Raw genomic sequence first — 22,964 nt, 5'->3', positions numbered from 1 at the left:
CTCGCCTTGCTCTTTGTCATCTCCGGGCAGGCGCTAGCCGATCGCGCCGCGGTGCAGATCGCCGCGCGCTATAACGTCAGGACTGTTCATGTCCAGTTTGTCGGCGTTATGTACAACGGCAAGCAGGAAGTCGGAGGCGGCTCCGGCCTTCTGATCGGCGACAACCTCGTGCTCACCAACAGCCATGTGGTCGGACGCGAGGAAAACTACAAGAGCTTTGAGGTCGATGCTCGCCTTGGCTCGCGCAACGCAAACCCAATCAAAGTCAGCGCGATTCACCGCGACGACGCCAACGATCTTGCCCTTCTCGAGTTGGCCCAGCCGGCCAGCAACAGCGGCGGAGCATCGCGCTGCCCAATGCCGGTCATCAATGAAAGCCAGCAGGCCCCAATGGGAACCCAACTCTATCTGCTCGGCTATCCCCTCGACCTGGATCTGAGCATATCGAGCGGCCTGATCAGCAATCAAACCAGCCCAAATGGGCGCTGGCAAACCGATACTGTCATGAACGTCGGCAACAGCGGAGGTCCCGCGTTCAACGAGTTCGGCGCGCTCCTCGGTATCGCTGTCGGCGGCATCGTCAAATGGAACGATGCCCAGGTCAACGGAGTGAATTTCATCATTCCTGCCACGGTCATAGCCGCGAGTCCGCTCTACAAGCTGATTGCGGCTATCCCCCAACCATCCGTCTGCTGGACCAAATGGGTCGACACTACAATCTCATTCGAGAACTGGAGCAAGCTCAACTCGACCCATGTGCAGACGCAAGCCAATCAGGGCGTGAAAATTCCCGAGATCCTGGCCGGCGCGCTTCACACGTTGCTTCCAGAAGACCGGCGGCTCATCGTCAATGTTCCGCTATCGCAACTCGTCGAGCTCAAGCAGATCGAGCGCTCATACACCGTCGACAAGACCAAGGATGATCATCCCGTCGTGTTTGCCGAGCATTCGGCCGACTACGCCGAGACGTTCCCAGCCGAGCCGGGCTACCGTATCACCGGCTGCTCCTGGCATGTCGAGACGGCAAACGGAGCCGGCAACATTGCTTGCGCCATCAACGATGGCGGTGCAGAGGCGCGCTTCACCTACAAGCTGACCAGTGGACCCGCCGTCGATCGGTACCGTGGATGGCTCGGTGCTACCGTCAATCTATCTCAAGTTCTTGCGAAGTAAGGAGGAGGGGCCATGGTCGTCTCGACATTGCGAGCCGATTCTTCAAATGCGCTGCACTGGCTCTCGTCGTTCCGGCAGCTCCGCGCGGCTTTAATTGCTCTGGTCTGCATGTTTGTCGTCGGCTGCGCTCATCAAGCACCTATCTCGAGACCGTCAAAGCCCCAAGCCCAAAACACGCATCAGCACCACGGGCGTGCATTGACAGGATATCACCATCATGCCGCAAGGTATTACGGCCCGAGGTATTATGGTCCGAGACGCCATGATTATGGCTATCATCGCCCCACAACGGGTGAGGCAAGTGAGGAAGCACCTCCCGAGAAACCGACGCCAACTGGCGCCGAGGCTCCCAACAAGCCCGCCATCAAGGGCTTGGTGCCCGTTTATTTTGCGACCAACCGCGAGGTGATGGGAGGCCCGAATCTGCAGCTGAAACAGATCACCTATGATCGTTCGGCCACGAATACCTATGGCTGCGTGACTGTGAGCATACCGATCGTTCACAAGATGGGCGAAGTCGAAACGCCAAAGACATATCTGTACGGCATTTGGACAGAGGCCGAGCAGGACGGAAAGCACTTTCGAATCCAGACTCTATCGAAGCTCTCACGAGAGGAGTTTGCCTCCGCGATCGCCAATCCTGCCGACAGCCTGATGCTGTTCGTCCATGGCTACAATGTTCCTTTCTCGGATGCAGCGTTCAAGGCCGCTCAGATTGCCTTCGATGCAAATTACAAGGGCCGCGTCATGATTTATTCCTGGCCCTCGAAAGGCGGGTTGGCGGATTACGATTACGACCGCGAAAGTGCTTTGCATGCCACCGATGGATTGTTCGATCTTCTCAAGCTCATCAAGACGGAGGGGAACGTTTCGCGGATCATCCTGATCGCACACAGCCTTGGCAGCGAAGTGGTATTGGGCGCCTTGCAGCAGGCAGCGCTGAGCCAAACAGCGCTTGGCATTACCGAGCTGATTTTCGCAGCACCCGACGTCGACCGTGACCTCTATCTGGAGCGGGCTAACCAGATCAAAGCGGCCGCGGGTGCGGTGACCGTGTACGCCTCGTCAACTGATCTGGCTCTGCTCGCCTCGATGAAGAAGGCGCAGTCGAAATCGCGAATGGGCTATGTGACTAAGAGCGGTCCAACTCTCGTCTCGGGCATCGAGACGATCGATGTCTCTGCGGTCGGAAGCGAAATGTTCGCGCTCAATCATAGTACCTATTCAACGAGCCGGGCGGTCCTCGACGATATCGGCCGGATCATCTCCTCATCTAGCCACCTCAAGCCACCGCAGCGGACCCCAACTTTGCGCTCGATGCCTAACGAGCTCAACGCGACCTATTGGATGTATCCTTACTAGTCATCTGGAACGCAAGTTCATCACATTAGTTGATGGCTCGAATCTTTGTAGAGGAGAGCGCTTGTGGGGAATGCAGGTGTGAGAGGCCGGCCGATCGCGCCGTTAGTGCTCAGTCCGCAGGAGCGCACGTACCTAGAGAGGCAAGTTCGTCGTCATCGTGTCGCGCGGTGCTATCTGAGCGATGCCGCGCGATCCTGCGATGTGCGGATGGCCTGCCAAGCAAGTCTGTGGCTGCTGAACTCGGCATCCATGAACACACCGTTGGCAAGTGGCGCCGTCGGTTTTTTTAGAAGGATCGCTGTGATGGCCTGCTTGATGAAGCCCGCCCGAGCCGCCCTCGCACCATCGACGACGATCAGGTTGCTGAGGTAATCGAGCGGACATTGCGTACGACGCCGGCCGACGCGACGCACTGGTTGATCCGCTCGATGGCTGCGGAAACTGGCTTTTCCCACACCACGATCCGCCGAATGTGGTCGGCGTTCAGCTTGCAACCGCACCGTAGCCAGACATTCAAGTTGTCGAGCGATCCACTGTTCGTCGACAAGGTACATTGTCGGCCTTTATCTATCCCCACCGAACCGAGCCGTTGTCCTCAGCGTTGATGAGAAAGCCAGATCCTGGCACTCGATCGCGAGCAGCCGGTCTTGCCGATGATGCCTGGGATGCCAGAACGTCGCACGCACAGTTATGTGCGACATGGCACGACCACACTGTTTGCCGCGCTCGATGTCGCTTCCGGCTTTGTCATTGGCAAATGCTACAAGCGTCATCGGGCGGTCGAGTTCTTGAAGTTCCTCAAGGAAATCGACGCTCAAATCCCCGAGGGGCTTGCGGTCCACATCGTCATGGACAACTACGCCACCCACAAGACACCTAAGATCAAGGCGTGGCTCGCTCGCCGGCCGCACAACCATGTCCACTTTACGCCGACTTCCGCGTCATGGATCAATCAGAACGAGCGCTGGTTCGCTGAACTCACCAGAAAGCAGATCCAGCGAGGTGTTCACACCTCCGTCAGACAGCTCGAGGCCGACATCCGTACCTTCATCGAACTGCACAACAATAACCCGAGGCCCTTCAAATGGACCAAGTCTGCAGACCAGATCTTGGCTTCCGTCAAACGCTTCTGCCACAAAGCCCAGCAGACTTTATGCGGCGAACTTTAGATTCACGTGACTAGGGGGGCGTGCGCATTAATCCTCGTTGATGTGCGGCTCGTTCCTATTTCGAAGCCTTTATGTAACGGCAGCAAATGTCGCGCAGCTTTCGCGGAATCGAGCAGTCTTGCACGATAGTGAGAAGCGGGCCGTGGTGAGATCGGGGACCGTACATGCATGCGCCCGGGAAGACCACAGTTTGGATCGGGATAGCGCGCATCTCGTCGTACGAGTGCCGCTTACTCAGTTGATGGTAAAAGTCCGTTCGGGCTTTTGATGTTTGAGCGTGCGACGCTCCATCATAACAGCCAGCCTTTGCGCTTTTTAGGTCTTGCCGAAGGAGGCGCCCTCTGGGTCCTCTGGCCGGGTCCGCTCTTCAGCATGAAGCCCATCAGAATGAGAGCTGAATACAGGGCTGCGCCGTCACCGCACTTGATCGCGGGGCGAGCATCTCTGAGGGGCCGCTCAGTCCGTGGTGGCGGCGCAAAGATCCGGCAGGCCAAAAGCATGATGGGCAACGACTGCAGTGTCCGAACGGATCCTCCGCTATTAATACTTCCATTATAATGGGTTGATTCTTGAGCTCACCTGCCATATACATCCCTAAAGGGATTTGTAAATGGACCTGACTGTAGAAACTTTCATAGAAGGCACGTGGCACGAGGCGGCCATTGTCAACTTGGAAGCCCCCGAAAAGGGCTACACGACGCCTTCCAGAACTAGCTACGAAATGGGCTATTTTGCCAAGTTCGGCGCCATTCCATTTGCGGAAGACCGTCCCCTTAAAGGCGTACATGCTTACTCGATCAACGCCCCAGTCGATCTGGTGGATCGCGCAGCAAGCACCTGGCCAGCTTTTCTACTGGACCTAATTCCTCAAGGTCACCACGCCGAGAGGATCGCGCGATTTCTGAACCTTCCGGTCGAGGCGCCTTCTACCCAAGTCCATCTTCTCATGAGAGCTGCGAGTTCTCCCGTCGGCAATATTCGCATCAAAGAAGCATATGATCAGGAGGTCGAACGTCTTCAGGACATATCGGTCGCGGGAATCACTATGGAAGAAATTCTCGATCGGAGCGATGCGTTTCTCGAAGTTGCTGATCGCTTTTCCTTGCTTGCCTCGGGTTCGAGTGGGCTGCAAGGTGACTGGCCCAAGGTGTCACTGACTCGCTCCCGAGACGGACTTTGGTATCCGAATTCGATGGTCCCGGACGCGGACGCCCTCGAATTTATCATCGTAAAGCTTCTGCGTAGTGATGAGCCGGTGGATCAGCGGATCCTGGAGTCTGAATCGGGCTATTCGGTGGTCGCAAAAGAGTTTGGCGTCAACGTCGAACGCACGAGCACCTACGGCAATGGTGTGCTTGTCATTCCACGGTTTGACCGCAGGGTGACGTCGGGTGGTCTAATCCGCTACGGACAAGAGAGTCTGGTCTCTGCGATTGGCGTTGCGGAGTTTGCATTTCAGAGCAGGCACGAAACTTATCTGAAAACAATCCAACAGGTCTCGTCGTGTCCGCTGGAGGACACGACGGAGTATCTGCTGCGAGATGTCTTGAACCTGGCTATGGGCAATCCCGATAATCATGGTCGAAACGCCGCGCTTAGAAAATTCCCGGATGGAAGCATACGTCTCGCCCCCTTGTTCGATTTCGCACCAATGAAGATCGCGACAGCGGGCATCGTCCGTTCCACAAGGTGGGGGTGCATGCTCGATGGTGGAGGACAGGACACCAATCCTGATTGGAGGCTCGTCTGTGAGACAGTTTCTAGCCCCAAGGTGCCCGCCCACAAATTGATGTCCGCTTTGGCAGCTAAGGAAGATCTTCTCCGGGCCCTTCCAGAGATTGCAAGAAAGTGCGGCGTGCCGGTCTCCGTCGTGACGAATGCAATCATTCGCAACGAAGATATGGCGAACGGTGTTGCCAAACTGCGCAATGTGACAGATTAGGCGAGCCTCATGGCCAGATGGCGTAAACCTACGAAAGAGGAGATCCGAGATCGTCGCGCCGCAATTGCAGCCAAAGCGCGCGCGGGTACTCTCCGCTTGCCGGAGGCTGTCGCCGAGATGCGTCAAGCCCTCGGGCTCACCCAGATTGAGTTCGCCCGACTGTTTAAGCTGACACCGCGCCAAGTCGCCGACATTGAAAGAGGAGCGGCCAATCCTACTGCGCAAACGCTAGACAAAATAGGTCGCGCATTCGGTTTCCAAATCGGCTTTATTCCGATCGCTGCTGGGGCGACAACGGCCTCTCGCGAAGATGAGAAATCTGCCGGGCCACATTGATGATGAGCGCGTCTCGAACCGAATAGATTCTTCCGAATGGCCATTCGTGAGGAATCTCTTTGGCGTGTTCGCAAACGGTCCGTAATGCTCTGGAGTTTTGAGGAGGCGCAAATCCGGTACGCTGGTCTATTTCAAGATGACACTGCCGGTGTGCCGGGCGAGCCCTTGGCCGACCAAAGGAGCGACGCTGATCGCAAAAAACAGCGGCAAGAGGTTGCGTCGAAGTGCAATTCTGCGAGATCTTGGCCTCTTTTCATCCACCTTGGTCGCCTTCGAACATCTTCGGCCGGTCGGCTTCCCCGTGGCGTTGCTGCAAGATCTTCGTTCAAACTTGACTGGAGGACGAATGTCTTGAACTGAAGAACTGACCTCGTACCCAGGAGGACAATGTCATAATCTTGAGCCGTGGGGTTCACAAACAAAGACAGCGCTCCATATCCCCAGCGAAAGTCGCGAGGCTTTTCGCATAGGAGAGAAGCCGAGCCCGGGCTGGATGCGCGTTAAACCCAAGCTCGCTCCAAGAGATTCGTATCATCAAATGTCGTGGAATGCGTAACCATTTGCGTCTTTTCGTTTCCGCTAGCGTTCACCGGACGACAGAGCCTTGAATTGCCAAGGCTCCCACCACGAAACTGACGTCATCAGCTCTACGGCGATCGGCCAAAAGATGACGTGGGGCGACGCATCCATGGCCGCGCGACCCCGTCGAAGGCCTCGAATGCGTCGATATCGCTGACATAACGCAGCGTCAGCTGGATATCGTCGAGCCCTTCAAGCAATGCTGTCCGACGCGAAGGCGACACGACAAACGGTATCGATAGCGAACACGACATCCTGATCTCACATCGCTCAAGATCGACCTTAATTTCACGCCCGGGGTCTTTCGCAAGCGCGCCTAGGATTTGCTCATAGTCGGCTTTGGGCAATGTGATCGGAAGAACGCCATTCTTGAAGCAGTTCTCGAAGAATATTTCCCCGAAGCTCTCGCGATAACGCAGCGAATACCAAATTGCTTCAGCGCCCAGACTGCTGCTTCTCGCGAGCTGCCGCAGCCAAAGTTATCGCCTGCCACGAGGATCGAGCTGCTCCGAAATGGCGGAATATTCAGCACAAAGTCGGCGCGTTCGGATCCGTCGTCCTGAAATCGGCTGTTGGCGAACAGGGCCTTACCCAAATTAGCGTTCGCAGAACGCATGAAGCGGGCAGGGATAATTGCATCTGTATCAATATTCGGGTCCGCCAGCACTGCGGCGACACCTTCCAACGTCACAAACTTTTCCATTTGCCGCCTCTATGCGTGCGCGAGCTTGCGAACGTCGGTGATGACACCCGTCACGGCGGCCGCCGCCACCGATGCCGGACTTGCAAGATGCGTGCGGCTATTTGGTCCTTGGCGATGCTCGAAGTTGCGATTAGAGGTCGCCATGCAGCGCTCACCTGGCGCGACTTGGTCGTCGTTGATCCCCAGACACATTGAACACCCGGCCTCTCTCCAGTCGAAGCCTGCATCGAGAAATACTTTGTTTAGACCGAGGGCCTCAGCCGCGCGCTTGACCGACGTCGATCCAGGCACAACCAGCGCCCGCACGCCTTTGGCGACCTTGCGCCCCTTGACGATGGCCGCTGCCGCCTGAAGGTCCGATAGGCGGCTGTTGGTGCAGGATCCAATGAAGGCGACGTTGATCGGAATGCCTTCAAGAGGCTGATTAGGTTTGAGGCCGATATAGTGCAGCGCCTGCTCCGCCATGGCGCGACGGACAGGATCGCCAATCAACACGGGATCTGGGATGTTTTCGTCGATACCTACGACATCGCCAGGTGTTGTCCCCCACGTCACCTGGGGGGCAATCTCGCTACAGTTAACCCTGATTTCCTTGTCGAAGAGAGCTTGCTCGTCTGTGTTAAGAGTGCGCCACTGATCTAATGCGGCCTGCCAATGCGCACCTTTGGGAGCATAGTCGCGGCCAGCGATATATTCATACGTGGTATCGTCCGGCCCGATCATGCCAGCACGTCCACCAAATTCAATGGACATGTTGCAGATCGTCATCCTGCCTTCCATGGACATCGCACGAATGACGGGTCCGCAATATTCGATGGCATATCCGCGCGCCGCCTGTGTTCCCTCTTTGCCGATCAAGTAAAGTATGAGGTCCTTGGCACAGACATCCTTTCCCAGACGTCCGGCGAACGTCACCCGTAGCGCCTTTGGCTTGCGCTGAAGTACGGTTTGGGTTGCTAGAACGTGCTCGACATCGCTTGTGCCAAAACCCCACGCATAGGCACCGAGCGCGCCATTTGTTGGTGTATGGCTGTCTGCGCAAACAACAGTCATCCCTGGCGTGATAAGCCCGAGCTCCGGCGCCACGACGTGTTCGATACCCTGCCTGGCATCAGCCAAGTCAAACAGCTCAATTCCGTGTTCGCTGCAGTTCCGTTCCATCAAGGTGATTAGCTCGCGCCCCTCGGGGTTCGAATCGACCGTGCGCCCAGGACGTGTCGAAACGATGTGATCCGTGACACCGAAAGTGAGATCAGGTCGACGCACAGATCGCGAGGCGCGCCGTAGCCCATCAAATGCTTGTCCGCTCGCCGATTCCTGGATGATGTGGCGATCGACATAGAGCAAGAAGACGCCGTCACCCATTTCCCGGATGACATGACTGTTCCAGATCTTTTCAAAGATAGACCGCGGTTGGATCATGTTACACCATGGCCGAGTTGCTCCCACGCTAAGAGCGGGTAGGCTTCACGCCAATTGCGTGATCGGCGACACCGGTCTTGATGCAGGAGGAGCTCGTCGACTAGTAAGAAATTGCAATTTCGAGCGGATGAGGGCTTATGGTCCGGTCGCCCACTTTTTGATATTTAGTCCTTACCCCTTCAGGCCCGATGCACCGGTAACACGGGACGGCTCTCGACTGAGCAGTCGAAACTTCTCAACCCAAGACTTGGCCTGGAACGCCAATGCGCGAGCGTCAGTGGAAAGCGTGACGAATCGAAAGCCACGCGTGACCATGCGCCACGCTTGTTCGGGACCAGGTGCGAAAATGCCTGCAATCAGACCCTTCTTAATGCACCCCTTCAAAACGCGATCGATGGCAGCGTCCACCTCGGTATCAAACTCCTCCAGCTGCGGCTTCCTGTTCAGGGACAGCGAGAGATCGCCTGGTCCGATATAGACACCATCCAGACCTGGCACATCAAGAATACTCTCGATGTTGGCGACGGCTTCAGCGGTTTCAATCATAGCGATGACGCTGAGCTCCCGGTTCGCATGCGCAGCATAGTCCTCGCCATAGGCCGTCGCCGCACGGACGGGGCCTAAGCTGCGCTGGCCCATCGGTGGATATTTGCAATATTGGACGAGGCGCTCAGCGTCCGCTGCCGTGTTGACCATAGGGCATGTCACACCAAGAGCACCTGCATCAAGCGCTTTCATGATGATTGCCGGGTCGAGCCAGGGGATGCGTACCAACGGGAGCACGTCCACGGCCGTAATGGCTTGTAGCATCGCGACGGCGGCATCGTACCCGATGAGACCATGCTGCAGGTCAAGCGTGATTACGTCGAAGCCTTGTCGAGCATAAAGTTCTGCCGAAAACGCATCGGGGATCGCGCAATAGCCGTTCAGTAAATGGCCATTTTCGGCCATGCGGCGATTTAGTCCTCGAAAGGGGGCCATAAGGAAGCTTTCTTTGCTGTGAATATGACGACTGGCCTCGATATCCTGTTGACGGCTGCTGGCATCGGAATGTCGTCGACGCCGCGCGCAACAAGTACACCACTGACCGCGTGATCACTTGACTGCTCCGATTGCGCCGGCAACCGCGCCTTGTTGTGCGCCGGAGCGGATTAGACCCTCAAGAACTCTAGACAAGCTTTTGCAAAAGGTCTGTCGCCAGTGGCGAACTTCTCATGCGCTCGATTTGCCAGCTAGCTGGTGGCTACCGCAACATAGCGCTTTGGCGTCACGCCGTGGACACGCTTGAAGTGCTTCGTGAAGTGACTTTGGTCAACGAAACCGACCTCGTAAGCTACTTGTGCCGCTGGCTCTCCCTGAAGAAGAAGATCAGCGCCGCGCGCGACGCGCCGTTTTATCAGATAGGCATGGGGCGTTACTCCCAAATCTCTTCGGAATGCCCTAATCAGTTGAAAGATACTTGCGCCCGTCTGACGCTCAAGATCGCGAAGCGTAATCCTGATCTCAGGGCTCTTCTTAATAAACGCGAGCGCAACTTCTGTAATGCTTCCGTCAGGGTCGCCGGGCGGAGCAGAGAATGCGTCTGCCGATACGACTGCCGTTTCCATCCCACAAGTCATGTCCAACTCTTGCTGCAGTGGACGAGTTTCATCGCGGGGCTGAGGATGAAGGCGATCAGCATGCCGCGCAAAGCAAGTTAACTGATGACTTGCATGAGTTTTTGCGATATAAGCGAAAACCTAGGGAGAATAATGGGTTATGGGCCAATACTTGCCCATGAATGCGCTACGAGCCTTCGATGCTGCGGCGCGTCATGGCAATTTCAGTCGAGCGGCGGAAGAGCTTTGCATTACCCAAGGGGCCGTCAGCAGGCATATCGCGGTACTTGAGACCCACCTCGGAATAAAGTTATTTGTTCGTAAGCATCGTCGCATCGAACTGACGGAAGAGGCTCGACGATATCATAAGCGGCTTCAGGTTGCGTTTGACGAGATAAGGTCCGCGACGTCCGAGATCTGCGCGTCGTCAAAACACAATGTCCTAAAGCTTAGGTGTTTACCCACCTTTGCCATGCGCTGGTTGATCCCTCGCCTCGCGAGGTTTCGCGAGCAATATCCGCAGGTGGAAATTCAGGTCTCAACCTCACAACAATCCCCTGCCAATTTTGAAGCGCAAGGCATCGATGCCTCGATCGAGTACGGATTGGGCCAGTGGCCTGGGCTCGAGGCCAAACATCTGTTCGACGAACTGCTCATCGTCGTATGCGGCCCCAAGCTTGCGAATGGAATGCCGGTCCCGCGCTATCCGCACGAACTCGATCATCACGTTCTTCTCCATTCCTTGCAGCGCCCGGATTTTTGGCGGCAATGGCTCCAGACTGCAGGCGCGCCGCAGGTCCCGGCCAACACGGGCCTACGATTTGAAAACTCGGGGCTCGCGTGCCAAGCAGCTATCGACGGCCTTGGTATTGCAATTGTGCATCTTCCCTTGATTGAAAGGGATCTCGAAACCGGCCGACTGATCGCACCGTTCAATCTCATTGTCCGCAACCAGATGGCATTCTATCTCGCTTATCCAACCGAAAAGAGCGATTTGCCGGCACTTGTCGCGTTCCGCGCAATGGCTGCTCGGTGAGGCGGCGGCAACCGTCAGATCCATCGATCTGAAATGGACGGGAAAGAAGCGACTCTCAGCCCCGGACATGGACCTTGTGACATCCGCGTAATATAGCGTGAGCAGCCCTTAACTGGTCTGCCCTCCGCGACCTGCGACTAACAGTCCCGGCGTCCCGCAAGATTATACAAGAATGCACTCCTCTAATGCCCTCTATCTGGGCCGAACGATGGGCGCAGTCGTCGCCTTGCTTGCGGCGCATGGCGGTGCACAAATAGGGGGACGGAAACAATGAAGCGCTTCAGCTTGCTGGCCTTCGCGGCGGTTCTTGCCTCACTGTCCATTTCTACAGATGCGCATTCTGCCGAGGTCAAGATCGGCATCATCGGCTCTTTTAGCGGCCCCTATGCCGAGTGGGGCGTCCAATTCAAACGAGCCGTTGACCTCTATGTCGAGAAGCACGGAGGAAAGCTTGGAGGCCACACCGTTGAGGTCCTCTATCGTGATTCTGGCGGCCCAAATCCCGCTCGAGCGAAACAACTCGCTCAAGAGCTGATCACCCGAGAGGGGGTACAATTTCTCGGCGGTATGGACTTCACGCCTAACGCGGTAGCCGTTGCCGATGTTGTGACGCAAGCGAAAATTCCCTTCGTCATTTTCAACGCAAATACCGCAGATACCACACGTAAATCGCCATATTTTTTAAGAGTGGGCTGCACCATCTGGCAATTGGCGTATGGCATCACGCGCTATGCTATTGATCAGGGCAAGAAGAAAGCTGTTGTCTTTGCCGTCGACTACGCCCCCGGTCACGACGCAATTGCAGCTTATGATGCCAATTACGGCAAGCTCGGCGGCAAGATCGTCGATGTCGTAAAGGTGCCTTTGGATACAACTGACTTCTCCAGCTACTTCCAGCGGCTGCAGGACGCGAACGCTGACGTTCTATTTACGTTCGTCCCGAACGGGCCCATCTCCGTTGCACTGTTCAAAGGGTATTTCGAGCGCGGCTTGGCACAACGGGGCTTGCAGTACTTTGGCCTCGGTGAAACCGAGGAGGCACCCCTCGCGGCATTGGGACAAACCGGCGAACTGGCCATCGGTGTATATTCCTCTCTCTTTTATGGTCCTCATTCGCCAGAAAGCACCGCGAATAAGGAGTTCGTCAATGCGCTGGAAGCAAAATACGGGAAGGGCGCCATACCTAATATCGGGACCGTTGAGGCGTGGGACGGCATACACCTGATCGCCCATATGACCGAAGCAACCGACGGGAAACTTGATGGTGAAAACGCCTTGGCGGCCGCCAAAGGGTACTCCTGGGAGAGCCCGCGCGGATCGATCCGGTCGAACGGGACCTGATCCAAAACGTCTATATCCGAAAGGTCGAGAAGATCGACGGCGTCCTCGTAAATAAACAGGTCGCCGTAATTCCGAATCTCAAAGATCCCTGGAAGGAGGCCAATCCTGCCTCGCGCTGACGACGTTTAGGCGCGCGAAAATAGGGGAGTAGAATCAGGCCGCATGACTCCAGGCCAATGCGGCGGGACGTAATGGCCATTGGCAGCATGCTTGTGATGCAGGCGGTGTTTGAGGGATCAAGTGAATAGCTACTGGACGACGGGTATATCGCTTTTGATCGACGGCCTGTCCTTCGGGATGATCCTCTTTCTGATCTCCTCTGGCCTGACGATCACGCTCGGCGTGATGCGTCTTCTAAACATTGCACATTGTGGTTTCGCCATGATCGGCGGTTACACTGCACTCTCGCTCGTCAATCATTTTGGCCTGGGTTTGCTCGCCGCGCTTCCGATTGCTGTTGCAATCACGGCGATACTCGGGGCCATTCTTGAACGGACCGTATATCGATGGATCTATGAGACGAGTGCTCTCGGTCAAATCCTGATGACAATTGGCCTCACATTCATAATGATCGCCTCGATCAACGCCGGTTATGGCTCGCTGACGCATACATTACCAACGCCTGAATTCCTGGCGGGAGCATGGCATTTTGAAGAGATATCGATTTCTGCTTACCGTAGCTTTCTTTCAATCGTCAGCCTGACAATCGCAGGCCTGATTTGGTACGTCATCGAACAGACCGATTTTGGCGCCCGCTTGCGCGCCTCCGTCGATAATCCGCGCATGGCTCGCTGTGTCGGGATCAATGTGCGGCGGGTGTTCGCTCAGACCTTCGTTGCTGGGTGCGCGTTAGCGGCCATAGCCGGCGTACTTGGAACGCAGATGCTGCCGCTGCAGCCATACTATGCCACGAACTATATGGTCATGGTTTTGATCGTCGTTGCGGTTGGCGGCTTTGGCAGTCTCAAAGGATCGCTTATCGCCGCGCTCGGCTATAGCATCTTCGATACCTATTTTCGCTATCTCTTTCCGGCGGCCGGCGCTTTCGGCATCTACATTCTTCTGGCCCTCATTCTGTCCATTCGACCTTTTGGGCTTTATGGCCGTGCTTAAGGTAACTCCCTCAAAGGACACACCTAAACGGGACATCGCCGCGTCCTTTGGATCCCACCGCTTGGGACTTAGCGATGCGCTGGTGTGGGCGCTTGCAATTTTCGCTTATTTCTTCTTGGGCGCCTATCACCAGCTCGGCACCCAAGTCATCATCATGATCATCTTGGCTCTGTCGCTCGATCTCGCCATCGGTTACTCTGGAATCGAAAGTTTAGGTCATGCCGTCTTTTTTGGTATCGGAGCCTACGCCGCCGCCCTTTTTGCGCTCAATGTTTTATCTGAACCCTTGACCGGCCTTGTGGTAGGAGGGCTAGCTGCCGGCGCGTTCGGCTTCGTCACGGGTTTGCTGGTTCTTCGTGTTCGCGGCTTGACTCAAGTCATCCTCACGATCGCCATTGGTGCCGTCGTCCTCCAAGTTGCGACAACCTGGAAATCAGTAACGGGCGGAGATGATGGCCTTGCGGGGTATCAGGTCGCACCCATCTTGGGACGTTACTCGTTCGACCTCTATGGCCATACTGCCTATCTCTATTCGCTTTGCGTGCTGGCCTTCGTGTTTGCCCTTGCCCGGATCTTGGTAAACTCGCCATTTGGATATGTTCTGCGTGGGATACGCGACAACGACCAACGCATGCGCATGCTAGGCGTACCGGTCGCCGCACGGTTGCTTCTCATCTATTCGATTTCGGCAGCAATAGCGGGTGTGGCCGGTGCAATTTCCGCACAAGTCACCGGGCTTGTCGCAACCGACTCACTCTCATTCCTGCTATCCGGAAACGTCCTCATCATGTTGCTAATCGGCGGGATGGGGCGCCTGACCGGCGCATTCATTGGGGGCATTATTTTCGTCATTTTTTCTGATCGGGCCGCGGCGATAGACCCCTTCAATTGGTTGTTTATGCTGGGTGGACTCCTCATTCTCGCCGTCAGGTTTACACCTCAAGGCGTTGGTCCCTGGATTGATCGTATGGGTGGCTATCTCCTCGATCGCAGGCGGAAACCATGAATGATACGGTCCTCGAAATCGTCGGTCTGCACAAAAGCTTCGGTGCTCTCGCCGTCACGCGTAATATCAACTTCCGCCTTGAGATTGGTGCAAGACACGCTCTGATTGGTCCGAATGGCGCAGGAAAGACCACCCTTGTAAATCTCATCACGGGAGCGTTGGCTCCATCCTCTGGGTCGATCCGACTTGAAGGACGTGACATCACACGGTATTCGCCGCAACGCCGAGTCTCTCTGGGGCTCGCGCGAACGTTTCAAATAAACTCGCTATTCCCGTCCATGACGGTGGTCGAAAATATTGCCCTCGCGGTCGTTGCAAATATGCATATCGACGCAAAACTGTGGGGCGCGCTCAATAGGCGCAAGCAGGTTCTGATCGAACTCGAGCGGCTCCTAGACGTTTTTAACCTCAGTGGTTCGGCATGCCAATTGATTTCCAATCTCGCATATGGTCAACGGCGGCTCGTTGAGCTCGCGCTGGCGCTGGCTCTCAAGCCAAAGGTGCTCATTCTCGACGAACCTGCTGCTGGCTTGCCGAAAGAAGACAGCGGAAAACTTTCGGAATTGCTGCGGCGGTTGCCCGCCGACCTCGCAGTCATCGTCATCGAGCACGACATGCAGATCGTTTTTGGTTTCGCTGACCGTATCACGGTGTTGGCAGAGGGAAGCGTGCTGACGCAGGGAACCCCGTCCGAGATTCGAGCAGATGCTAAGGTACGAGAGGTTTACCTCGGACAGGCGCGCAATGACTGATTTGCTGAGACTGGAAGCTGTCACCGCAGGATATGGCTATGGCGCCGCGGCTATTGAAAACGTGGCTCTTTCGCTCCCGAGAGGGTCGTCATTGGCCGTGTTGGGACGCAATGGTGTCGGCAAGACGTCCCTGCTTGCGACCATTATGGGCCTAACGCAAATGGCCTCCGGCAAGATCACATTTGACGGCGGCGAGATCGGAGGCATCGATACCTACGAGCGGGCTCGCCTGGGCCTCGGTTACGTGCCTCAGGAACGAGAGATCTTTCCTTCCCTGACGGTAGAGGAAAACCTTTCCGTTGCAAGGGTTGATCGGGGAAAGTGGAACATTGAATCCGTGTTTGAGCTATTCCCCCGGCTTGCTGAGCGACGGCAGAACTTCGGAAATCATTTGTCGGGTGGAGAGCAGCAGATGCTGGCTGTCGGCCGAGCGCTCGTCAGCAATCCCGCTTTGCTTATTCTCGACGAGCCGTTCGAAGGATTGGCTCCGGTCATTGTTGACCAGCTTGTGGAAGCGCTCAAACGCATCAGAAAAGAAAGCGATATGACGTTTATCCTCGTAGAACACCATGTTGATCTAGCGCTGTCACTAACGGTCCAGGCCCTAATTCTGGATCGAGGCCAAGTGGTTTGGAACGGCAAAAGCAACGATCTGGCGGGCAATAAGTCCGTTCTATCGAGCCTCGTTGGCATCAGCTAGGGAGGTAGACGACCTCCGATTACATACCTACCGGCAACGATACCAGTGCCGAGGTTACGGTACGGGACAATTGCCTCCATCGACATTAATGGCTGTTCCCGTTACGAACGAGGCTAGGTCCGAGGCTAGAAAGCAGGCCACATTCGCAACCTCGGTCACAGTTCCAAGCCGACCGAGACGCACGCTCTTTCCTTTCTGCAAAACGAAGTCTTCGTAGCTCGCTTGCGGTGCGGTGGACCGGTGCATTCGTTTCCACTGGTCGGTTTCGATCGATCCAAGGCAGATGGCGTTGATAAGGACGTTATCCGGCGCGCATTCGTTAGCCAGCAGCTTCGTCATGGATAGGCCGGCCGCCCGGCTCAGCGCCGACGGAGCGGCGCCGGTACCGGCCTTTGCCGCAATGCTGAGAATATTGACAACTCGTCCCCAGCGTCTTGCTCGCATTCCAGAGAGGCAACGCTGAGTTAAGTAAAGTGCCCCTCCGACTTTCAGCATGAAATCGGACTGGAGTGCGTCCCACTCAACTCCCGATATTGGCTCGTGGGCAGCGTTGCCTGCGTTGTTAACGAGGACGTCAACATGACTGAAGTCGGGGGAGAGCCTCGACCAGGCCTGGTCAATCTGCAATTTGTTTCCGAGATCACATGAGATTCCAATCACGCGCTGACCGGTTGTGCTACTTATCTGGTCGGCGGTATCACTCACTTGTTGTTTATCTCGGGCGAGAATTGCAACAGAAGCGCCGGCCTCGGCGAACGCCAGAGCTATCGCTCGGCCAATGCCTCGGCTTCCGCCCGTTACGATTGCGGTTCGGCTTTTCAGCGAAATCTGCACTAAACTATCCTTGCTTGCTCTAGCACCGAGATTTCCATCGCAGCAGTCCGAAAATGCGGAACCGCGGACGAGTTACGTGGCGGGCGCAGAGGCCTGGGACCGGGCAACTTTGTCGAGCGCCTGCCAGTCTCGAAGTCCGACCGCCTCAGCAAAGGCCGCGCGAGCCGCCGGAAAATCGGCCAGTGCCGGGAGAGGGGACCCGTCGGCCGTGGACAACAACAACCCTGCGAGCGCGCTCGCCATCGCTTCTGTGGTCCGCAGCATCAAATAACTCGGATAAGCGATAAGATCGTAGCCCATCACAAAGAGATCTTGTGCCCGCGGCAGTTGCGCTTTCCCATCTTCAGTTAGGGCAAGCAGCTGGTGTTTCCCCCGGAAGGCACTCCCAACCGTCACGAGATCGTCATGTGCTTTCAATCCTGGAATAAATACACCATCCGCGCCCGCGGCTAAGCTGCGCTCCGCTCGCTTTAGGGCGCCATCTAGGCCAAGCGTTGTTAAGGAGTCCGTGCGGGCGATAATCAACATGTCGCCTGAACTGCGGGCATCAACAGCTGCCCGAAGCTTTGTTTCGAATTCTGCCATCGCGACAACAGCAGGAGCAGGATTATCGCCGGGTTGCTTGCTCGGGCGAGCCTGGTCCTCCAGGATCACGGCGCCAACACCAAGCGCCTCGTACGCGCGGATCATGCGAACAACGCTCTTGATGTCACCGTAGCCGTCATCGCCATCGGTGATGAAGGGTAGATCGGAGGCCGCCGCAATATCCTGAATACCGGCGACCATCTCGCCAAGCGCCGCAATGCCTAGGTCCGGCAACCCGTAACGGGCAGCAAGCATTGCCGACCCACCAATTGCAAACGCTTTGAACCCAGCCCGCCCTATCAGCCGGGCGGCAAAAGCATCTTGAGCAACCGGAAGGACGAGCGGTCGTCCGGCTTCCATGACCTTGCGCAGAGGAATACGAGCTTTCAAAAGACACCCAATGATGCGAGTACGGCAACGACGCGAGTCCGACAACCGTGAAAGCGGTTAGTGAAGGTCGCTCCAGTGCAGAAGACCATCGTTGGACTCAGCACGTTTCATAAAGCACGTGTACTATCAACCGACAGGCGCCGGCATCACTAGGAGAAAATTGCACGATGGGCTGCCCCGATAGCATTGCAATTTCTTGCTAGCGGATCAGCGCCTAAAACCCTGTACTCGCGCAAAATCCTGTGGCGACACGGCGGGCCTCAGGGCTAGTACTGCTCAAGCCAGAGGAGAACGTCGCACTCTTCTTTCATGGACGAGGTCGCATGACGAGTGGCCACCTTAGCTAGCCAAAGGGTGCGCCATGCCATAGTGCACTCAGCCAAGCGCGTGGTCTCTTGGTTCGCTGGGTCAGTGTCCGACGTGACGACATGGAGTAGATCTCGACAGGCGCCAAGGCCGGTCGAGCCTGGCCTTTTACTCAACCGAGCTCGCAAGGCACACATCTGGGCAGCTCAGACTAATGTTGCGTCCCGATGCGTGTGGCCGGTTCTGTCAACAATCCCATTCAATCGACCAGACACGGAGACTTCCACGATGACAGGACACACCAAACAGGAGCCTCGCCTGGCGGGAGGCGAAGATGCGTCCCTCCGGGGCAAGGTTGCGATCGTAACGGGCGCAAGCCGAGGCATCGGTGCTGCCATTGCGCTCGAGCTCGCGCAAGCAGGCGTCGATTCCGTTATCGTCGCCCGGGATGAGGCCATGCTCAACAGCGTTGCCGAACGCGCACGATCATTTGGAACAAGGGTAGAGGTCGTTGCTGGCGACCTGCGAAACGTGGAAACCGTTTCCTGGACGATCGACCGGGCCTTGGCCGCTTTTCAGAAGATTGATATTCTTGTCAACAACGCCGGTGCGACCACGCGGGGGCACTTCCTGGAGCTGCCCGATAGTGATTGGGAGGATGGTTTCGGCCTAAAATTCTTTGGTGCAATGCGCCTCTGTCGGGCGGCCTGGCCTACACTTGTTCAGACGAGTGGATCCGTCGTGAATATCGCCGGTGCAGGCGGCCGAACACCCGACATCTATTTCGCTATCGGTTCGCCAGTGAATGCCGCACTCAATAGTTTCAGCAAATTCCTCGCCGAGCTTGGCATTAGGGACGGCGTGAGGGTCAATTGTATCAATCCCGGCTTGGTGAGGACAGACAGATTGACAAAGCGCCTGACGCTGGAGAGCCGCGAACGACGCATCGACCCTGCCGAAATGGAATATCAGCTCAGCCGCGAGTTGCGCATTGCGCGAATCGGCGAGCCTGAGGATATCGCGGCGCTGGTTAGATTTGTCTTGTCAGATCGCGGTCGTCTCCTGCAAGGGGCTGCTATCGATGCGGATGCAGGTCTGACAAAAACGCTTTAGATTCGCCTAACCGCGCAACTCTGGTTCGTCGGCCCCACTCAGGGAGAATGCCGAGGTTCAGGTCGCGCGTATAACCAGGGCTGGCACGCTCGGCTCTTCTGCTGGAAGTCCTCAATGTCGGCGACGAATCTTAGCGTTTGACCAATCTCGTCGAGGCCCTCTAGCAGCGTTGCGCGACGGGCAGTTGGAATGTTAAAAGCGATTGTCCTGTCGTTCGGTAATTCGATGGTGCAGCTTTCGAGATCCACCGACATCGTCGGATCGTTCGTGGTCGCCAGGTGGTGATGGATCTCATCAACCTCTGCCTGCGGTAACGTGACGAGTAGCAGCCCGTTCTTGAACGAGTTTTCGTAAAAAATGTCGCCAAAGGTGGGTGCAATCACGCAGCGAATACCGAACCGTACCAGGGCCCAAACCGCGAACTCGCGGGAGCTGCCACAACCAAAATTGGCTCCCGCAACAATAACTTTGCTCTTGCGAAAGGGGGCGCGGTTCAAGATAAAGTCCGGCACCTCTTGGCCTTGCAGATCATACCGCCAGATCGCAAACAGGCCTTCCCCCGGATTGCTCTTCAAGCTGCGTTGCCAAGCGACCGAAATGATCGCGTCTGTATCGATGTTAGGGCGCGGGAAACTGGCCGCGACACCCTCGACACGTGTGTATTTCTCCATACGAATTCTCCGGCGGCCTAGGTTAAGTACCTTCTGACGTCCGTTACCGCCCCGGCAATCGCAGCGGCGGCCACCGAGGCGGGACTGGCTAGGTGGGTGCGACTCTTTTGGCCTTGGCGCCCCTCGAAATTGCGGTTCGACGTAGAGATGCAACGCTTACCGGGTCCTACAAAGTCATCATTGATGGCGACGCACATGGAACATCCGGCCTCCCGCCACTCAAACCCAGCTTCCAGGAAGACTTTGTCGAGCCCCAGAGATTCAGCGGCATGTTTAACCTGCGCTGAGCCGGGTACCACAAGCGCGCGTACATGCGAAGCGACCTTGCGCCCCCGCACGACTTCGGCGGCAGCCTCTATATCGGAAAGGCGGCTGTTGGTGCATGAACCGATAAACGCCACGTCGACGGTGAGCCCTTCGAGAGACTGACCGGCCTCAAGACCGAGATAAGTCAGCGAACGGTCCATTGCGGCGCGACGCGCAAGGTCGTTAACCGCCGCGGGATCAGGAATCGGATCGCTGACGCTGCCAACATCCTCGGGGGTCGTCCCCCAGGTGACCTGCGGGCCGATGCTCGTGCAATCAACATCGACCTCTCGATCGAAAACCGCTTCTGGGTCGGTCGGGAGCGAACGCCAGTAAGCCAATGACTGTTCCCACATTTCTCCCTTGGGCGAATAAGGCAGATCGTGGAGATATTCGAATGTGACGTCATCGGCAGCTATAAGTCCAGCTCTCGCACCGAACTCGATCGACATATTGCAGATGGTTTGGCGTTCTTCTATCGACAAAGACCGTATGACGCTGCCGGCATATTCCACAGCGTAGCCACGTCCCGCCGCAACGCCGATCTGACCAATCAATCTCAAAATGAGATCCTTGGCGTATACCCCTCGGTTGAGCTTGCCTTCGAAATTGATACGCATGCGTTTCGGCCGCCGCTGGACGATTGTCTGGGTCGCGAGCACATGCTCCACCTCGCTGGTGCCAATGCCCCAAGCCCAACAACCAAGTCCTCCACACGTTGCCGTATGGCTGTCGCCGCATACCAGTGTTGTGCCGGGCAAGACGATGCCGAGCTCAGGTGCGATTACATGGACAATGCCTTGCCGAGGATCGTCAACATCAATGAGTTCAATCTTATGAGCCTGACAATTTTCACGTAACAGCTGCACGAATTCCCGACCACCAGCGAACGTCTCTCCCGTACGACCTTTCGCCGTGGAAAGGATGTGATCGACAACAGCATAGGTCAGTTCGGGATTACGGGTCTTGCGGCCAGCACGCTTCAAGCCCTCGAAGGCGGCAGCCGATGTGCATTCATGAACCATGTGCCGGTCCACATGAAGAAGAAACACGCCATCTTCAATCTCCCGGATAACATGCGACAGCCAGATCTTGTCGAACAGAGTTTCGCTGTTTGCCATGGCGCTAATCGACTTGTCCCAAGGGGCTTGAATTCTCACGAGGTGAGCGAGCCGTACACGAGCTTTGGGAAGTTAAGAACCTCGGACATTGCCCAATAGGAGAAAATTGCAAACACCCCTTTTGCCCGGCTAGCAAATCGATGCTGTGCGTCAGATGCGCTTAAGTACTCGCGGTCCACGCAAAATAGAACGATCGGCCTGCATCAGGCCTGCGCTATCTACAAGAGCAACTTTCTGGAAACGCGGAGCGAGCCAACGGGTATTGCCTGCGCAAACAACTACGCCGGGCACAACGATTGCAAGAGGCGAAAGCTGCCTATTGACGTCCGTTCGGATGATCTTCTTGGCGAGCCAAACCGAAAGGTTCCAATATAGGCTGATCGCTTGTCCGGAACAGAATCGATTTCTCATACGCAATATATTCGCACCACGACCAAGCCGGCTCTGCGATCACATCGCGCTCTGACCATTCGTGCTTGACGCCATCGATAATGGTGGCACCGCTTCCCTTCGCAACAACACAAAGACTACTCGATGTGCGTCGTCGTGCCTTCGAGTGGAAGCCTTTACGGAATCCGTTCACGTGACAGGCGATTGTCGGCATGACATGCCCACCCGTGATAGGATTTACGTATTCGTAAACGACACCCTCGTACGGGTCATCATCGTCGCGGTCCAGTCCGGCTTGTATCATTGCTTCGGCGGCAGCCCATTTGTACACCAACTGGGGCGAGGCCGGCGGTTGCGCGCGCGTCCGACCTTGTAGCATTCCGAGCGCGCCAATATCTTCGTAAGAGCCCACAGTATTGGTATAGGGTTCTAAGGATTTGCTAGGATGCATCTCGAAACAATCGGCTCGCATGTATGAAACGAATGGGGTATCGAGCGCATCGAACCAAACCATTGGCTCCGTCCCGCCATTGTGCGCGTGACTATGCCAGCACCCTCCAGGCGTGAGCAAAAGATCAAGCTCGTGCATATCCGCGCGCGTGCCATCGACGACCGTGAACGCACCACTTCCCGACAAGATGAAGCGCAGCGCTGAATAGGTGTGCCGGTGCGCCGGTGCGACTTCGCCAGGTAGGATCATCTGCAACGCGCCATTGAGCGTAGGCGTTGCTGCTGCGGACCGTGGCATCCCGGGATTCTCAAACAGAAGAATTCGGCGCTCAGTGCCCGGCCCGGCCAATGATGTCTTAACAGCTTCCTCGAACTCAGCGTGCAAGTCGCGCCACCGCCATACATGGCCGCGCGCCTTGTAGCCCATCTCTTCGGCGACCCCGCTGGTATTCCAGATGGGAATGATACTCAGCCGCTTCATACGATCGGCCCGCTCGGCTGTGGGATCGGCATGTTTCGGATCTGGCTGAGCCGTGCTGTTCGACATTTTGGTTCCTCAACTTTAG

The 22,964-nt window shown here is 56.4% G+C and carries 19 protein-coding genes and 2 pseudogenes; 12 read left to right on the top strand and 9 right to left on the bottom strand.

The window, feature by feature from the left end; translation table 11 throughout:
- Nucleotides 1–6 precede the first annotated feature (6 nt).
- The 5 genes and pseudogenes from AC0WRY_RS37455 to AC0WRY_RS37435 all read left to right on the top strand — a co-directional run bounded on the left by AC0WRY_RS37455 (nt 7) and on the right by AC0WRY_RS37435 (nt 5,982).
- Nucleotides 7–1,173, top strand: a complete 1,167-nt coding sequence (locus AC0WRY_RS37455) for a S1 family peptidase (protein WP_232995545.1) — start codon at nt 7–9, stop codon at nt 1,171–1,173.
- A 12-nt stretch (nt 1,174–1,185) separates the two neighbouring features.
- Entirely contained in the window at nt 1,186–2,535 is a 1,350-nt protein-coding gene (locus tag AC0WRY_RS37450; protein ID WP_128929974.1) for an alpha/beta hydrolase, read from the top strand.
- Between the two features lie 63 nt (nt 2,536–2,598).
- Nucleotides 2,599–3,704: pseudogene (locus AC0WRY_RS37445) on the top strand (IS630 family transposase).
- A 610-nt stretch (nt 3,705–4,314) separates the two neighbouring features.
- Nucleotides 4,315–5,646: a type II toxin-antitoxin system HipA family toxin gene (locus tag AC0WRY_RS37440; protein ID WP_128929975.1), complete on the top strand. Its 1,332-nt coding sequence runs from the start codon at nt 4,315–4,317 to the stop codon at nt 5,644–5,646.
- Nucleotides 5,647–5,655: 9 nt separating this feature from the next.
- On the top strand, nt 5,656–5,982 hold the full coding sequence (locus AC0WRY_RS37435; protein WP_128929976.1) for a helix-turn-helix domain-containing protein: 327 nt from the start codon (nt 5,656–5,658) through the stop codon (nt 5,980–5,982).
- A gap of 647 nt (nt 5,983–6,629) precedes the next feature.
- On the opposite strand, the pseudogene leuD (AC0WRY_RS37430) reads toward AC0WRY_RS37435, so the two are convergent.
- The 4 genes and pseudogenes from leuD (AC0WRY_RS37430) to AC0WRY_RS37415 all read right to left on the bottom strand — a co-directional run bounded on the left by leuD (AC0WRY_RS37430) (nt 6,630) and on the right by AC0WRY_RS37415 (nt 10,293).
- Nucleotides 6,630–7,264, bottom strand: a pseudogene (leuD, locus tag AC0WRY_RS37430) (3-isopropylmalate dehydratase small subunit).
- A 9-nt stretch (nt 7,265–7,273) separates the two neighbouring features.
- Nucleotides 7,274–8,683 (bottom strand): 3-isopropylmalate dehydratase large subunit, encoded by a 1,410-nt coding sequence (gene leuC / locus AC0WRY_RS37425; RefSeq protein WP_164933598.1) that lies wholly within the window; start codon nt 8,681–8,683, stop codon nt 7,274–7,276.
- Between the two features lie 174 nt (nt 8,684–8,857).
- Entirely contained in the window at nt 8,858–9,637 is a 780-nt protein-coding gene (locus AC0WRY_RS37420; RefSeq protein ID WP_206733115.1) for an HpcH/HpaI aldolase family protein, read from the bottom strand.
- A 281-nt stretch (nt 9,638–9,918) separates the two neighbouring features.
- Nucleotides 9,919–10,293, bottom strand: a complete 375-nt coding sequence (locus AC0WRY_RS37415) for a helix-turn-helix transcriptional regulator (RefSeq protein ID WP_164933582.1) — start codon at nt 10,291–10,293, stop codon at nt 9,919–9,921.
- Nucleotides 10,294–10,444: 151 nt separating this feature from the next.
- On the opposite strand from AC0WRY_RS37415, the gene gcvA reads away from it, so the two are divergent.
- The 6 genes from gcvA to AC0WRY_RS37385 all read left to right on the top strand — a co-directional run bounded on the left by gcvA (nt 10,445) and on the right by AC0WRY_RS37385 (nt 16,232).
- Nucleotides 10,445–11,320: a transcriptional regulator GcvA gene (gene gcvA / locus AC0WRY_RS37410; RefSeq protein ID WP_128929980.1), complete on the top strand. Its 876-nt coding sequence runs from the start codon at nt 10,445–10,447 to the stop codon at nt 11,318–11,320.
- 270 nt (nt 11,321–11,590) lie between these two features.
- Nucleotides 11,591–12,661, top strand: coding sequence for an ABC transporter substrate-binding protein (locus AC0WRY_RS37405; protein ID WP_237864941.1), 1,071 nt, complete (start codon nt 11,591–11,593; stop codon nt 12,659–12,661).
- Between the two features lie 240 nt (nt 12,662–12,901).
- Nucleotides 12,902–13,774, top strand: coding sequence for a branched-chain amino acid ABC transporter permease (locus AC0WRY_RS37400; RefSeq protein ID WP_128955133.1), 873 nt, complete (start codon nt 12,902–12,904; stop codon nt 13,772–13,774).
- 61 nt (nt 13,775–13,835) lie between these two features.
- Nucleotides 13,836–14,780: a branched-chain amino acid ABC transporter permease gene (locus AC0WRY_RS37395; protein WP_206733114.1), complete on the top strand. Its 945-nt coding sequence runs from the start codon at nt 13,836–13,838 to the stop codon at nt 14,778–14,780.
- Nucleotides 14,777–15,532: an ABC transporter ATP-binding protein gene (locus AC0WRY_RS37390; protein ID WP_128929984.1), complete on the top strand. Its 756-nt coding sequence runs from the start codon at nt 14,777–14,779 to the stop codon at nt 15,530–15,532. The genes AC0WRY_RS37395 and AC0WRY_RS37390 overlap by 4 nt, the downstream gene beginning before the upstream one ends.
- Nucleotides 15,525–16,232 carry an ABC transporter ATP-binding protein gene (locus tag AC0WRY_RS37385; RefSeq protein ID WP_128929985.1) on the top strand — a complete coding sequence of 236 codons (708 nt, stop codon included), beginning with the start codon at nt 15,525–15,527 and terminating at the stop codon, nt 16,230–16,232. The genes AC0WRY_RS37390 and AC0WRY_RS37385 overlap by 8 nt, the downstream gene beginning before the upstream one ends.
- Nucleotides 16,233–16,286: 54 nt before the next feature.
- Here AC0WRY_RS37385 and AC0WRY_RS37380 read toward each other — a convergent pair whose 3' ends face one another.
- Together AC0WRY_RS37380 and AC0WRY_RS37375 are read right to left on the bottom strand one after the other, a co-directional pair.
- Nucleotides 16,287–17,066, bottom strand: a complete 780-nt coding sequence (locus AC0WRY_RS37380) for an SDR family NAD(P)-dependent oxidoreductase (protein WP_128955134.1) — start codon at nt 17,064–17,066, stop codon at nt 16,287–16,289.
- Between the two features lie 72 nt (nt 17,067–17,138).
- Nucleotides 17,139–18,041, bottom strand: a complete 903-nt coding sequence (locus tag AC0WRY_RS37375) for an isocitrate lyase/PEP mutase family protein (RefSeq protein WP_128929987.1) — start codon at nt 18,039–18,041, stop codon at nt 17,139–17,141.
- 594 nt (nt 18,042–18,635) lie between these two features.
- Between AC0WRY_RS37375 and AC0WRY_RS37370 the strand changes: the two genes are divergently transcribed.
- Nucleotides 18,636–19,460, top strand: a complete 825-nt coding sequence (locus tag AC0WRY_RS37370; RefSeq protein ID WP_128929988.1) for an SDR family NAD(P)-dependent oxidoreductase — start codon at nt 18,636–18,638, stop codon at nt 19,458–19,460.
- A gap of 38 nt (nt 19,461–19,498) precedes the next feature.
- Here AC0WRY_RS37370 and leuD (AC0WRY_RS37365) read toward each other — a convergent pair whose 3' ends face one another.
- The 3 genes from leuD (AC0WRY_RS37365) to AC0WRY_RS37355 all read right to left on the bottom strand — a co-directional run bounded on the left by leuD (AC0WRY_RS37365) (nt 19,499) and on the right by AC0WRY_RS37355 (nt 22,945).
- The gene (leuD, locus tag AC0WRY_RS37365) at nt 19,499–20,131 is read right to left on the bottom strand and encodes a 3-isopropylmalate dehydratase small subunit (RefSeq protein ID WP_128929989.1); all 633 of its coding nucleotides are present in this window, start codon (nt 20,129–20,131) and stop codon (nt 19,499–19,501) included.
- Between the two features lie 17 nt (nt 20,132–20,148).
- On the bottom strand, nt 20,149–21,558 hold the full coding sequence (gene leuC / locus AC0WRY_RS37360) for a 3-isopropylmalate dehydratase large subunit (protein ID WP_128929990.1): 1,410 nt from the start codon (nt 21,556–21,558) through the stop codon (nt 20,149–20,151).
- Between the two features lie 316 nt (nt 21,559–21,874).
- Nucleotides 21,875–22,945, bottom strand: coding sequence for a cupin domain-containing protein (locus AC0WRY_RS37355; RefSeq protein WP_128929991.1), 1,071 nt, complete (start codon nt 22,943–22,945; stop codon nt 21,875–21,877).
- Nucleotides 22,946–22,964: the final 19 nt, after the last annotated feature.

The sequence above is a fragment of the Bradyrhizobium sp. T-12 genome (assembly GCF_058314695.1).
The sequence above is the reverse complement of the archived record's forward strand: the minus strand, read 5'-3'. Positions and strand labels throughout refer to the sequence as shown.

What these genes read in the sequence shown, in the direction of transcription:
- AC0WRY_RS37440 (WP_128929975.1), top strand. Translation starts at nt 4,315, where the DNA reads ATGGACCTGACTGTAGAAACTTTCATAGAAGGCACGTGGCACGAGGCG.
- AC0WRY_RS37420 (WP_206733115.1), bottom strand. Translation starts at nt 9,637, where the DNA reads ATGGCCGAAAATGGCCATTTACTGAACGGCTATTGCGCGATCCCCGAT.
- AC0WRY_RS37415 (WP_164933582.1), bottom strand. Translation starts at nt 10,293, where the DNA reads ATGGAAACGGCAGTCGTATCGGCAGACGCATTCTCTGCTCCGCCCGGC.
- AC0WRY_RS37435 (WP_128929976.1), top strand. Translation starts at nt 5,656, where the DNA reads ATGGCCAGATGGCGTAAACCTACGAAAGAGGAGATCCGAGATCGTCGC.
- AC0WRY_RS37355 (WP_128929991.1), bottom strand. Translation starts at nt 22,945, where the DNA reads ATGTCGAACAGCACGGCTCAGCCAGATCCGAAACATGCCGATCCCACA.
- leuD (WP_128929989.1), bottom strand. Translation starts at nt 20,131, where the DNA reads ATGGAGAAATACACACGTGTCGAGGGTGTCGCGGCCAGTTTCCCGCGC.
- AC0WRY_RS37405 (WP_237864941.1), top strand. Translation starts at nt 11,591, where the DNA reads ATGAAGCGCTTCAGCTTGCTGGCCTTCGCGGCGGTTCTTGCCTCACTG.
- AC0WRY_RS37370 (WP_128929988.1), top strand. Translation starts at nt 18,636, where the DNA reads ATGACAGGACACACCAAACAGGAGCCTCGCCTGGCGGGAGGCGAAGAT.
- leuC (WP_128929990.1), bottom strand. Translation starts at nt 21,558, where the DNA reads ATGGCAAACAGCGAAACTCTGTTCGACAAGATCTGGCTGTCGCATGTT.
- gcvA (WP_128929980.1), top strand. Translation starts at nt 10,445, where the DNA reads ATGGGCCAATACTTGCCCATGAATGCGCTACGAGCCTTCGATGCTGCG.
- AC0WRY_RS37385 (WP_128929985.1), top strand. Translation starts at nt 15,525, where the DNA reads ATGACTGATTTGCTGAGACTGGAAGCTGTCACCGCAGGATATGGCTAT.
- AC0WRY_RS37450 (WP_128929974.1), top strand. Translation starts at nt 1,186, where the DNA reads ATGGTCGTCTCGACATTGCGAGCCGATTCTTCAAATGCGCTGCACTGG.
- AC0WRY_RS37390 (WP_128929984.1), top strand. Translation starts at nt 14,777, where the DNA reads ATGAATGATACGGTCCTCGAAATCGTCGGTCTGCACAAAAGCTTCGGT.